Annotated in this window: 11 protein-coding genes; 8 read left to right on the forward strand and 3 right to left on the reverse strand. The window is 63.0% G+C overall.

From position 1 onward, the window contains the following. Positions 1 to 49: 49 nt before the first annotated feature. The 3 genes from NKJ72_RS15340 to NKJ72_RS15350 all read left to right on the forward strand — a co-directional run bounded on the left by NKJ72_RS15340 (position 50) and on the right by NKJ72_RS15350 (position 2289). Positions 50 to 484 (forward strand): DUF4383 domain-containing protein, encoded by a 435-nt coding sequence (locus tag NKJ72_RS15340; RefSeq protein ID WP_023719157.1) that lies wholly within the window; start codon positions 50 to 52, stop codon positions 482 to 484. A gap of 6 nt (positions 485 to 490) precedes the next feature. After that, positions 491 to 1621, forward strand: a complete 1131-nt coding sequence (locus tag NKJ72_RS15345; protein ID WP_352477915.1) for a hypothetical protein — start codon at positions 491 to 493, stop codon at positions 1619 to 1621. 158 nt (positions 1622 to 1779) lie between these two features. Next, positions 1780 to 2289 (forward strand): hypothetical protein, encoded by a 510-nt coding sequence (locus NKJ72_RS15350; protein ID WP_352477917.1) that lies wholly within the window; start codon positions 1780 to 1782, stop codon positions 2287 to 2289. Between the two features lie 7 nt (positions 2290 to 2296). On the opposite strand, the gene NKJ72_RS15355 is transcribed toward NKJ72_RS15350, so the two are convergent. Further along, positions 2297 to 3919: an FAD-binding oxidoreductase gene (locus NKJ72_RS15355; protein ID WP_352477919.1), complete on the reverse strand. Its 1623-nt coding sequence runs from the start codon at positions 3917 to 3919 to the stop codon at positions 2297 to 2299. Between the two features lie 196 nt (positions 3920 to 4115). Between NKJ72_RS15355 and NKJ72_RS15360 the strand changes: the two genes are divergently transcribed. Further along, positions 4116 to 4610, forward strand: coding sequence for a YegJ family protein (locus tag NKJ72_RS15360; protein WP_254819220.1), 495 nt, complete (start codon positions 4116 to 4118; stop codon positions 4608 to 4610). A 13-nt stretch (positions 4611 to 4623) separates the two neighbouring features. On the opposite strand, the gene NKJ72_RS15365 is transcribed toward NKJ72_RS15360, so the two are convergent. Together NKJ72_RS15365 and NKJ72_RS15370 are read right to left on the reverse strand one after the other, a co-directional pair. Next, positions 4624 to 5595: a hypothetical protein gene (locus NKJ72_RS15365; protein WP_352477921.1), complete on the reverse strand. Its 972-nt coding sequence runs from the start codon at positions 5593 to 5595 to the stop codon at positions 4624 to 4626. Between the two features lie 72 nt (positions 5596 to 5667). Then, positions 5668 to 6708 (reverse strand): CapA family protein, encoded by a 1041-nt coding sequence (locus NKJ72_RS15370; RefSeq protein WP_352477923.1) that lies wholly within the window; start codon positions 6706 to 6708, stop codon positions 5668 to 5670. 143 nt (positions 6709 to 6851) lie between these two features. Here NKJ72_RS15370 and NKJ72_RS15375 point away from each other — a divergent pair, with 143 nt between their 5' ends. From NKJ72_RS15375 to NKJ72_RS15390, 4 genes are all read left to right on the forward strand, one after another. Next, positions 6852 to 8105, forward strand: coding sequence for a hypothetical protein (locus tag NKJ72_RS15375; RefSeq protein WP_352477925.1), 1254 nt, complete (start codon positions 6852 to 6854; stop codon positions 8103 to 8105). Positions 8106 to 8217: 112 nt separating this feature from the next. Beyond that, positions 8218 to 11532, forward strand: coding sequence for an excinuclease ABC subunit UvrB (gene uvrB / locus NKJ72_RS15380; protein ID WP_352477926.1), 3315 nt, complete (start codon positions 8218 to 8220; stop codon positions 11530 to 11532). 274 nt (positions 11533 to 11806) lie between these two features. After that, positions 11807 to 12085, forward strand: coding sequence for a hypothetical protein (locus NKJ72_RS15385; protein WP_352477927.1), 279 nt, complete (start codon positions 11807 to 11809; stop codon positions 12083 to 12085). A gap of 90 nt (positions 12086 to 12175) precedes the next feature. After that, positions 12176 to 12544 carry a hypothetical protein gene (locus NKJ72_RS15390; RefSeq protein WP_352477928.1) on the forward strand — a complete coding sequence of 123 codons (369 nt, stop codon included), beginning with the start codon at positions 12176 to 12178 and terminating at the stop codon, positions 12542 to 12544. Positions 12545 to 12562 lie beyond the last annotated feature (18 nt).

Here is a 12562-nt window from a genome sequence, read left to right on the forward strand (position 1 = left end):
ATTTGCCGTGGGAGGCCGGTTAAAAGGGCTGACGGCAGGGGGACATTTCATGACGCTCATCCAGAAGCTTGCTGTTGCCTATGCTTTCCTGTTCTTCGGCGTTGTTGCCATCGGCTATGTGCCGGCCTTCAACGATGCCGGCGGCAATCTGTTCGGCCTGTTCTCGCTGCAATGGTATGATGATTTGCTGCACGCCTTCTCCGGCGTCTGGGCGCTGGCGGCCGCCTTCATCTCGCACCGTCAGGCGGTGTTCTATTTCAAGCTGTTCGGCTCGGTCTATCTGTTCGACGGCGTGCTCGGCCTGGTCACCGGTTCCGGTTGCCTCGATGGCGGCATTTTCATCAACGGCTTCCGCTCCTTGAACGACATCGAATTCCCGGCCCGCTTCTTCGCCAACCTGCCGCACATCGTCATCGGCGGCTTTGCCGTCTATGTCGGGTTCTGGCTATCGAAACGTGTGTACGACCATTTCGCCACGGCCTGACCGGCCATGTTCCTGTTCCGCTGGCTGAAGCGCATCATCAAGGCGATCCTCTGGCTCGTCGTCATTGTCGTGTTGATCCCGATCGCCGGGCTGGCCTACGGCTTTCTCACGACGCCGTCGCTGGACACAACGCCATTGCCGGGCGTCACTGAGGGTGACCCGCCGAAGGCGCTGGCCGACAAGGTCCGCGCCGAGATCCCCGGCTACCAGCGGCCGGAGGAATCGACCTTTCTCACCTATCCGGAATGGGCCATCGTCTACGCCGCCCGCGAATATGCCGGCTTCGTCGACAAGAACCAGCCGAGCGGTTTTCCCTATCTCTCCTATATCGGCCGTTTCTGGCAGGACTATGCGACGGTCATCCGCGCCAGCTCCGCCTACAAGTTCAACCTCGACAACCACCAGATGCTGGTGATCATCGGCACTAGCCACACGATCGAGCACGCCATCCAGTGGGCCTATGAAAATACGGTCGGCCGTGTCACCGAAGCGACCGCCGGCAAGCGCACCGCCGTCGACATCTACCAGGCCAAGGTGGCGGCGGACTATGCCGGTTTTCTCGACCAGGTGCCGTGGTACCAGTTTCCCTATGCCGAAAAGCGTGCCGGCCTGTTCGCCGTCCAGCCGGCAGCGGACGACAGCGCCTTCCGCACCAGCGAACGCAAGCTCGCCTTCGGCCTCGCCGACACCATCAAGCAAGGCTACGCCGATCTGATCAAGTCGGCGCTCGCCGCCACCACCGATCCGGCCTTGCTCGACATTCACGTCTGGGCCAAGGGTCCGGTCAGCGAGGTGACGCGCAACGAGCCCGACACTTTGCTGGAGCGCGATCTCGGCGCCGACGGCACGGTCTTCGTCACCAGGCGCTATCAGGTGTTCACCGACATGATTCCGCGCCTGATCGGCAAGGGCATCTCCTTCGTCGAGATCGGCGGCAATGACGAGATCATGGTCACCATGCTTTCCAACGCCGAAATCAAGGTTCCCGAAGGTGCACGCACCTTGTTCAGCTACCCGCTTCCGGCGGAACCTTCGACGCGACGCACCGGCCTGACCGTCGCCGTGCGCAAGCTGCACATCGTGCTGCCGGCGTTGATGACGGCGGGCGCCAGGCTCGAGCACGTCTACGATTACTGAGGCCTTTCGGCCACAGCCGGCCCCGGCAAGACGTTGCGTGATGCTCCGCCACGCTCATTCCACAATCGCGGCCAAATCCCGCCTTGTTCCGCAACGATTAATGACCCCGCAGCACTTTGTCTTGCGCACATCGCCAGGCAACTCGGAGGGACAAGATTGTGATCAAGACCGCCCTTGTCGCCATGACCATCGTCGGCTGCGATTGCGACGCCAGGCTTTGCGAATATATCGGCGAGACGCCCGCCAAATGGTCGACCATCGCCGAATGCGAAGCGGCGATGAAAAGCCAGATGCTGCACGAGCGCAATTTTGACTATCCGCTGGTCTCCGGCATCTGCCGGACACAGAACTCGTCATCTCAGCTCGCGGCGACCACTTCCGAGCCCGAATTGACGACGGCCAGCACCGCCGCGACAGACCCGCTGCCACCGGAACTGAGCCATCGGCCCAGTGCTGCCGTCGGAACGCAGGCAACGGCGACGGAAACGGAAACCGTCCGGCCAGTCGCCTATGAAGCGGCGGTCGATGGCGGCCGCGCCGTGCTCTACCGCACGAAGGCGGGTTACGCCGTGGTCAAGACCGATCTCGGCCGCGCCGCAGCGGCAACGATCGGCATCGCCAAGCGCTCGGCGAACTGGCTGGCGGCGAAACTGCCTGACGGTCTGTAACCGACGCTCAGGCCGTGCCGATCAATGCCCTGATGGCGCGATAAAAAGTCGACGAAAACAGCTCACCCGGATCGTATTGCCGCTTCTTCGCCAGGAAGGACGGCAGTTCCGGATAGGACGCAAGCAGTTCCTTGCCCGTGTAGTGGAGCTGGTAGGGCAGGAAGAAACGCCCGCCATGCTTGATCGTCACATCGATCAGCGCCCTTGTCAGCGCCCGCATCCTGGCATTGCCGTCGGCGTCGGTCGGCTGATTGATGTAGAGCACCAGCGAATAGGCCGGCTCCGGCGCATAATTCAGCGCCACATCCTCTTTGTGGACGACGCGCACCGACGCGTTGAGCACCGGCAGGCTCTGGTTGCGCAGGATCTCGCGCGCTTCGGCGATAAACGGGTTATAGGCGGCGCGCGGGATGAAATACTCGTGCAGGATGTCGGTCTCATCGAGCAGATCGTTGAACAGATAGGGCACTGAATCATGCATCGGATTGTTGCGGGTGACGAGGCAGGCCTCGCCTTCGGCCATTGCCGTCGTGCGCGCCACCGTGCAGCTCTCGAATTGCGGCTCCAGCGTCTTTTCGGTGAACCATTTCAGTTCCTGGAACAGGCTTCCCCATTTCGCCAGGTTGATGATCACCCGTTTGAGCCCGACTGAACCCGGTTCGCCGATTGCCGGCTGGTCGGCCGGCGGCTGGTTGGCCACCTTGTCATAGCGGTAGACGATCATATCCTCGAGGAAATTACCCGGCGCTGTCGACAGGTGCCCATAAAACAGACCGATCGCCCTGTTTGGCTCCAGCACCTCGGCGAAAAACCTTGGAAAGTCGTCCGATTTGATGATCTCGCGCGAGGTCCGGTAGACGTCGTTGTCGACAATGTCGAGCGTCGCCTCCAGCACCACGCCGAACAGGCCGTAGCCGCCGACGACGTGGCGGAACAGCTCGGTGTTTTCGGTCGGTGAGCAGGTTGTCACCGAACCGTCCGCCAGCATCACCCGCATCGATCGGATCGAGCCGGCGACCGAGCCGGCCTGGTGGTCCATGCCATGCGCGTTGACCGACAGCGAGCCGCCGACCGAAAAGATGTCGGTCGATTGCATCGCCTTCACCGCAAAGCGCGGGTGCAAAAGGTTCTGGATGTCGTGCCAGCGCGCGCCCGGCTGCAAGGTCATCGTCTTCGCAGCCGGGTCGACGCTGACCTTGTTGAATTTGCGCATGTCGAGGACCACCGCGTTGTCGTCGAAAGCGTGTCCGCCCATCGAATGGCGCACAGCCGCGACCGAGACCTTCAGGCCATTGGTGCGGGCAAAGGCCAGCGCGCTCGCAACGTGGTCTTCCTCGCTGACTTCGACAACGCCGTAGACCGGCGTCATCGACAGGCCGCTGGCATCGTTGATGTCGCCGCCCTTGGTCAGCCATGGCAGCGACGGATCGTAGGCTGGCGGGCCCTCCAGCGGCTTCTGCGCCAGATCGATGCCGTCAATGTCGTCGATGCGCCCGGAATTCTTCTGCCCCGACGGACCGCGCGCCAGCCGCGCCACTGTCGTCCCGCCCCAGACCATCGCGCCGCCGACCACTGCCGCACCCAGCAGCAGCCGCCGCGACAGGCGAAACCCCTTGCGTTTTTCGACCATGACACCCCTCGCTACCTCAGGGATAGCGCGGGTTTCCGGCAAAAACCAGAGCCGGAGTGCGTAGCAGAACTAGCGGCAGTTGCGGCATCAGCATCAGGAGCATTTTCTTATGGTTGCAATTGAGGTATGATTCGCGCTATGATTGAAAATCCGAACGGATCCATGATGATGCTGACCATTGTATGGCGCCCATTCCATGAAGCTCGTGTCCCGCGCGATACTGTCCCTGATGCTAGAGCTTGCTCCGATATGCGCCGAGGCTCACGACTCCAGTCAGGGCGACGACAGCGTCGTCGCAGTCGCGCCTGACGATCCAGATATGGCGGCGGCGACTGCACAGGCACGTGCCACCCTGGATGCATTCCTGGCATTATCCCAGACACCGCCACCTGGAACGGACACATTCAAACTGAAGGTGATGATCAAGGACGGACATGTGACCGAACACTTCTGGGTCATCCCGTTCCAGCGGAACGAAACCGGATTCGTGGGGATATTGGCGAATGAGCCACATAGCGTCCACAACGTCGTGGCTGGCCAGTATGTAGAATTCAACCGAGACGATATTTCCGACTGGGGATATACCAAAAACGGTCACCAGGTTGGCAGTTTCACCGTCTGTGTGATGTTCAAGTCGATGCCGAAGGAAGAAGTCGACTACATGCGTAGCCAACGCGGCTTCGATTGCTGACCGCCCAGCCGGACTACCCCGCCTCCTCGTCCCCCGCCCCGATCTTGCGCACCAGTGCCGCCGTCGCCAGCATCGCGCCCATGTCGGCGATCATCGGCGCGACATGCTTGGTGTAGTCGAGGCGCGTGGAGACATCCGGCAGCTCGAAGAAATTCCGTTCCTGCGGCAGCAGGAGGAAGCCGTCGCTGCCGTTGAGCGCGACGCGTGCCGGATCGTTCGGCCGGGTCTCGCCGAGCCATTGCAGCGCCTGCGCCAGCCGGCCGGTCACCAGCGGCCGCGCCGCCTCGATATTGTCGGTGCGGAACTCATAGGCGGCGTCGAGTTCGGGTACGCCGCTGGATAGTTCCTGCATCTTGCTGCCGAAGATGCCGCGGAGGAAGCCGACGACCTTGTTGGTCCGGCGCGCGGCCACCAATGTGCCGGGGAACGGCACGATCGTCTCGAAGGCGACGATCACGCCCTTGAACACTGCCGTCGTGCTCTTGCCCGTCCCTTCCCGTAGATCTGCTTCGTACAGTTCGAATGGAAACCCTTCATAGCGGCCGGAGAAAACATCGTCGAAAGACTGTCGGTTGAACGAACCAACCGTCTCACGCGGCAGCCGGTCGAACGAATTCGGCTTGACGTTGTTCCGATACCGCATGTCCTCGATGAAACCGAAGATGATCGGCAACAGCGTGCTGCGAAACGACTGCTGCAATTTGCTCGCTGGCTTGATCGCCCGGAAATAGAGCAAGATCGCTGCCAGGAGTCCGCCGACATAGAGGAACACATGCGGGGTCGAGACCCACTGCTCGTTCGGGTCTGCAACCCCGTTGAAGAGCCAGGCCACAAACACCACGAACGCCAGCACCAGCCCGATGAACAGTGGGACCCGCCAGCGCGTCCGGCGATGGGCCGAAGCTCTTTCGGCCTCATAGGCCTCGATGTTCTTCCTGAGGCCGGCGATCACCGCTTCGCTCGGCATGAAATCCGCAGTTTCCATCACCCACCGCCGCCACAAGCCTGCCCGCGCTGGGCATGATAGCCGGTTTGGTGGACCGCGTCAGCGCAGCCGTCAGCGCCCGGCACTGAAGATCGCATCGAGGCGGGCCAGAACCCTTTGCCTTGGATTTCCCTTCAACATTTCAACCGGCACCAGCCGCTCGTGATCGCCGGCGCGCAGCCGCATGAAGGCATGCAGCCGGTAGGCGGCAATGGCGCCGCGCGTGCCGGGATCGGCGCTGATGTCGACGACGAGAATGGCACCGATGCGGCCAGGCCAAGGCTGGCGCGCGAAGGCGGTGCCGAAGAAATCGCCGAGTCCATAGGCGACCAGCGTCTCGCCGATCCGCTCGATCGGCTGCACGACATGGGCATGATGCCCGGCGATCAGGCAGACGCCATGTTCGGCCAGAAGCCGCGCCAGTGCCCGCGTCCTCGCACGTGGAAAATGCCGGAATTCCCAATCCCAATGCGGCACCGCGCAGAGGAGGTCGACACCCGAAGCGGCATCGCGCGGCCATTGCGCCGGATCGCCTTGCATCGAGACACGGCCCGCGAACTGCGCCGCGTCGGCATTGCGCCACAAGGTAAAGGCGGCAAGGCCTATGGTCAGCGAACCAACCGCAAACCGCTCGACCGGAGCCGCAGTGCCGATCGTGCGGATGCCTAATTGCTCCAGCACGGCGACCGTCTCGTCGAAGCCGGCGATGCCCTGGTCGAGCACATGGTTGTTGGCCAGCGACAGCACCAGTTTTTCGCGCGAAATGCCGGCAGCGGCCAGCGCCTCGGCAAGGAACCGCTCGTTCATCGCGTGGTGCGTGCCAAACCTCGTACCCAAAACAGCGCTCGGCCGTTCCACCACCGGGCTTTCGCAATTGCCGACCACGAGATCGGCCGAGGCAAGCAGTGCCGCGATCGCCGGGTCGCAGTCCGGCGGGCTGCGATTGGCCACCGCCGAGATATCGCCGACGAAAGCCAGCCGCACCGTGCGGGCCGGCGGCGGGTCGAGCAGGGTTGCGGCCGCCGGAGCAAAGCCGCGCGCGTCGCCATCGAGCGAAGGCCGGAGGAAGCGTGGCAGCCAGGACAGTTTGTAGGAAAGCGGATAATTCGACACGCGACGGCCCAACGGTTTGCCTTGTGTAGACCGCCAGCCGGATTGATTGAAGCGCTGACTGTTGTCGTTGAACCACAGGGCTACAGGCGCGCGAACCAAATGCGTGTATGATCCGCTGCGGAGCGACAAAAGGGGTGATCACGATGACGCGTTTTTCCAGGCTGATGGCATGCGCCATCGTTCTTTTCCCGCCGCTGTCTTCGGCCGGCGCCGCTGTGCCGGATACCGCGGCCCTGTTCGAGGCAAAAACCGTAGCCGAGCGTAACGGCGCTCTTGCCGCTCTTGAAACCGCCGCGCCAGGCGATCCGGCAGCCGCCTACGCCGCCGGCGCCGGCGAATTCTTCACCGCGCTGGAGATCCTGGCCGGCGGCCTGCATCGCCACGGTTTCGAAAGCCCGCAATCCTTCATGCTGCCGCTGATGCGGCTGCCGGTGCCGGACAACCCCGATCCCGAGCCGCTGACCTACGGACAATTCCGCGCCATTCTCGTCGCCTTCCGCGACCGACTGGAGAAATCCGCAGCCACGCTGGGTTCGGTACCCGTCGACGCGGACATCGGCATGGTCATCGACCTCACCCGCCTCGGCATCGATCTCAACGAGGATGGCCAGATCGCGCCGGACGAAAGTGCCGCCGCGATCATGGCGTCTCTGTCACGCGGCGGCGGTGTGCCAGACGCGGCCGCGCCCGCCCTCACCTTCCGCTTCGACCGCGCCGACGGCTATTGGCTGCAGGGCTATGCCGAGTTCCTCATGGCGCAGGCCGACTTCTGGCTGGCGCATGATTTCAAAAACACCTTCGACGGCTCCTTCCACATGCTGTTCCCGCGCGCAAAACTGCCGCTGCAGGATACGCTCGTGCCGCTGGACGGTGGCATGAATGGCGGCATCCTGACATCCGAATGGCGCCTCGCCGACTTCATCTCCCTGGTGCATCTCGTCAACTGGCAAGTGGTCGAGCCTGAGCGCCGGCAAGCGGCGCGCCGCCATCTGATGGAGATGATCCGCCTGTCGCGCGAGGACTGGAAAGCCATCCGCGCCGAAACCGACAATGACCGCGAATGGCTGCCCGGGCCGCAGCAGAAAGGCGCCAGCCCGCTGACCGGCCTTGAAGTCGGCGAGCAGCAGGTGCAGGCCTGGCTCGCCGCCCTTGATATGGCCGAGGATCTTCTGGAAGGCCGCACCTTGCTGCCGCATTTCCGCATCGCCGACAAAGGCATCAACATGAAGCGCTTCTTCGACGAGCCGAAGCCCTTCGACCTGGTGCTGTCGATCACCGGCCCGGCCATCGCGCCCTATCTCGAACACGGCAAGATTCTCACCAGCGAGGAGTTCAACCAGATCCAGCGCCAGTTCGGCGGCGCCGGGTTTCTGACGTTCGCGCTTTGGTTCAATTGAGGGAGTGCGTCGACGCTATTCCTGACAGCCTGCTGTCAGCAGCCAAATTGCCCCTCGCGCCACCCGCCACTCCGCTCTTTCCATTTTGGCCGATACCTCCCATATTCGGGCCATGGCCAGACTCTCCGACAAGAAAACGCCGCCGCCGGCGAATGACGAGCGCGCTTCGCCGCCCAAGCGGCGCAGTCCGCTGACCGATTTCCTCGATGCCTCGGAGCCCCTGTACAAGGGCGGCTTTGCCGAGGCGCCGCAGGCCGAGTTCACCGGCGCGCCGCTGACCGGCTCGATTGCCGACTGGGCGGAGCAGATCGAGCAGGAAGCCGAGAAGGAAGGGCGTCAAATCTCCCCCCTCGAGGGGGAGATGTCGCCGAAGGCGACAGAGGGGGTCGGCAAAGGAAGCGCTCGGCATGAAAGGTCGCAGAGCACTGCCGCACCGACCCCACCCGGCGGCTCCGCCGCCACCCTCCCCTCGAGGGGGAGGGAAGGCGCCAAGTCTGCCAAGAAAATCCCCGAGCGCTCCTCTTCCCCCGGCCGTACGGCACGCGGTACCTCGATGGGCGGCGCGGCTTCGGCGCGGGAGCGCACTGCGGCCGGTCTCAACCCTGTCGCCGGCCTCGACATTTCGCTGGAGGACGCCGAGACCATGGCCTCGGGCGGCGTCACCGCCACCGTCGCAGCGCTGTCGGCGCTGATCGAATCCGGCAATCCGCTGCACAAGGACGGCGTGCTGTGGACGCCGCACCGCCCTGCCCGGCCTGAGAAATCCGAAGGTGGCATCGCCATCAGGATGGTCTCGGATTTCGAGCCGGCCGGCGACCAGCCGACCGCGATCAAGGATCTCGTCGAGGGCGTCAACAGCAACGACCGCACCCAGGTGCTGCTCGGCGTCACCGGCTCGGGCAAGACCTTCACCATGGCCAAGGTGATCGAGGAGACGCAACGCCCTGCTCTGATCCTGGCGCCCAACAAGACGCTGGCCGCGCAGCTCTATTCCGAGTTCAAGAAATTCTTCCCGGAAAACGCCGTCGAGTATTTCGTCTCCTACTACGACTACTACCAGCCCGAGGCCTATGTGCCCCGGACCGACACCTACATCGAGAAGGAATCCTCGATCAACGAGCAGATCGACCGCATGCGCCATTCGGCGACGCGCTCGCTGCTCGAGCGCGACGACGTCATCATCGTCGCCTCGGTGTCCTGCATCTACGGTATCGGCTCGGTCGAGACCTATACGGCGATGACCTTCCAGATGCAGATCGGCGACCGGCTCGACCAGCGCGCGCTGCTCGCCGACCTCGTCGCCCAGCAATACAAGCGCCAGGACATCAACTTCGTCCGCGGCTCGTTCCGGGTGCGCGGCGATACGATCGAGATCTTCCCGGCCCACCTTGAGGACCGCGCCTGGCGCATCTCGCTGTTCGGCGACGAGATCGAGGCGATCACCGAATTCGATCCGCTGACCGGCCAGAAGACCGGCGAGTTGAAGAGCGTCAAGATCTACGCCAATTCGCATTATGTGACGCCGCGCCCGACCTTGAACCAGGCCATCAAGTCGATCAAGGAAGAACTCAAATATCGGCTGCAAGAGCTTGAAAAGGCTGGCCGCCTGCTTGAGGCGCAGCGGCTTGAGCAGCGCACCCGCTTCGATCTGGAGATGCTGGAGGCGACCGGTTCCTGCGCCGGCATCGAGAATTACTCGCGTTATCTGACCGGCCGCAAGCCGGGCGATCCGCCGCCGACCTTGTTCGAATACATTCCCGACAATGCGCTGGTCTTCATCGATGAAAGCCATGTCACCATACCGCAGATCGGCGGCATGTATCGCGGCGACTTTCGCCGTAAGGCGACGCTGGCCGAGTATGGTTTCCGCCTGCCGTCCTGCATGGACAACCGGCCGCTGCGCTTCGAGGAGTGGGACGCCATGCGCCCGCTCTCTGTCGCGGTTTCGGCGACGCCCGGCGCCTGGGAGATGGAGCAGTCCGGCGGCGTCTTCGCCGAGCAGGTCATCCGCCCGACCGGCCTGATCGACCCGCCGGTTGAAGTGCGCCCGGCCAAGACACAGGTCGACGACGTCGTCGGCGAAATCCGCGAGACCACGAGGGCCGGCTACCGCACGCTGGTCACCGTGCTGACCAAGCGCATGGCCGAGGATTTGACCGAATATCTGCATGAGCAAGGCATTCGCGTCCGCTACATGCACTCCGACATCGACACGCTGGAGCGCATCGAAATCCTGCGCGATCTGCGCCTCGGCGCCTTCGACGTGCTGGTCGGCATCAATTTGCTGCGCGAAGGCCTCGACATTCCCGAATGCGGCTTCGTCGCCATTCTCGACGCGGACAAGGAAGGCTTCCTGCGCTCCGAGACATCGCTGATCCAGACCATCGGCCGCGCCGCCAGAAACGTCGACGGCAAGGTGATCCTCTATGCCGACCAGGTCACCGGCTCGATGGAGCGCGCGATGGCCGAGACCAATCGCCGCCGCGAAAAGCAGATGGAATGGAACGCGGCCAACGGCATCACTCCGGAATCGGTCAAGTCGCGCATCTCCGACATTCTGGATTCGGTCTACGAGAAGGATCATGTCCGCGCCGACATTTCGCAGTTCACCGACAGCGCCGGCGCGATGATGGGCAACAATCTGAAGGCGCATCTCGACGCCCTGGAAAAGCAGATGCGCGACGCCGCCGCCAACCTCGATTTCGAAAAGGCGGCCCGCATCCGCGACGAGATCAAGCGGCTGCGCGAGATGGAACTGTCCATCTCGGACGACCCGCTGGCCAAATATGCCGACATGGAAAGCCCGGTTTCGGGCCGCGAAAAGGGCAAGCACAACAAGGGCGTGGCCAAACATCGTACAGCAGAGGAACAGGAGCGTTTCCGCAAGCTCGACGAGGCACATGCCGCCGAAGAGGCGGCCAAGGCTGCCCGGCCCAACCTCTTCCGCAAGCCGGAGCTCGACGAAATGGGCGCAGACGGCGCCGTACCGGTCAAGAAGCCGCTGTTCGCGAAACCTTCGCTGGACGATATGGGACCTGGGACCGACATGCCGACGCCGTCAGGCGCGGTCTCCCGTTCGCTGTTCAAGAAACAGTCGGCGCAGGAAGCGCACGGTTCGGATTTCGGTATACCGGGTGAACCGACCAAGCCGCTGTTCAGGAAGAACTCACTGGACGAGATGACGGTGCGGCGGACCGAGAAGCCGGTCCAGGGAAAAGCGCCGGCGAAACCACAGCCGATCTCCCCCCTCGTGGGGGAGATGCCAAGTGGTGGCAAAGAGGGCAGGGCAGAGGGGGGCGCGAAGGATCGCGACGATTCCGCGAAGCCAATCGTTCGTCAGCGCGCCGGCATCGGCTCCTACGAAGACCCCGCCGACGCCCGCCGCGAAAAGCGTCGGCCGGGAAAGACGGGTCGGCCGGGACGGTAGCGAGCTTCCCTTCTCCCCTTGTTGTGGGAGAAGGTGGATCGGCACGCAGCGCCGAGACGGTTGAGGGGTGCTGGACGGAGCGCCGTCGATGCCAAGCTGGAACACCCCTCATCGACCGAGCTTCGCTCGGCCACCTTCTCCCACAAACAAGGGGAGAAGGGAGGCGCCCGTCTGCCGCACTGTTGCGAGCTTCCGGCGCTATCTCCTAGAATAGGCGATGTTAGTCACTCGCAGACTTGAGGAATACGAATTCAAGGCTTGTTTTGCAGAGCCTATGACGAACGTCACCGCGACGGCGGAGGCTGCTGCGAACATATGGCCGTATGTCGACGCACTAGATCTGGATGAGATCGGGCTGCCCTATTTGAACGACGTGCACTATGTCTACCGAGATGCCCAAAACCGGTTTGATCAAGTTTTGATTGGTACCGGCAGGTTCAACGCCCTTCTTGTGATCGTTGTTGATCTTCGCAGAAGTGCGGTGTTTGGACATTTCCTGCTGGATTTGAACAAAGAATACGGAGTAAGCGGAGGCCACTTGAGGTCAGTGTGACAGTCACCGCCGACTGTCACCGTCCTTGCCATTGGCCGACGTGGCGCCCCGCGAGCGCCGCATATAACTTCATCGCTTGGATGGCTGCGGATGATGACGCGTCGTTTCTTTGGACTTCTCGCAGCCGTCGCCGCAGCTTTCCTGCCGTCCCGCGCGGCGTCTCAAACAACGAACGCGCCGCGGCGCTTGCAGGATGACATTCCGATCGCTGCACAATGGATATCCAAGGCACTGCAAAGTTCGGGCTACCGCGCCGATTTCACTCCACAGAGCATATCGGAGGTGGAACGGTTCTTTCGCGAGCAGACGAAGGATGGTGAGCCCATCTCGGGCCGTTTGATGTCCGAGGATCTCGGGCTGCGCTTGTTTGCGTTGGGCAGCTATTGCGGCGAGGTGCTCCGCAGGGAACTTGGTGGGCACCCGAGATCGATAGCCCGGAAGCTTTCTTCCAGGAGATAGCCGAAGCGGGCGGTTAAA

The organism is Mesorhizobium sp. M0045 (assembly GCF_040323385.1).
Taxonomy (GTDB): domain Bacteria; phylum Pseudomonadota; class Alphaproteobacteria; order Rhizobiales; family Rhizobiaceae; genus Mesorhizobium.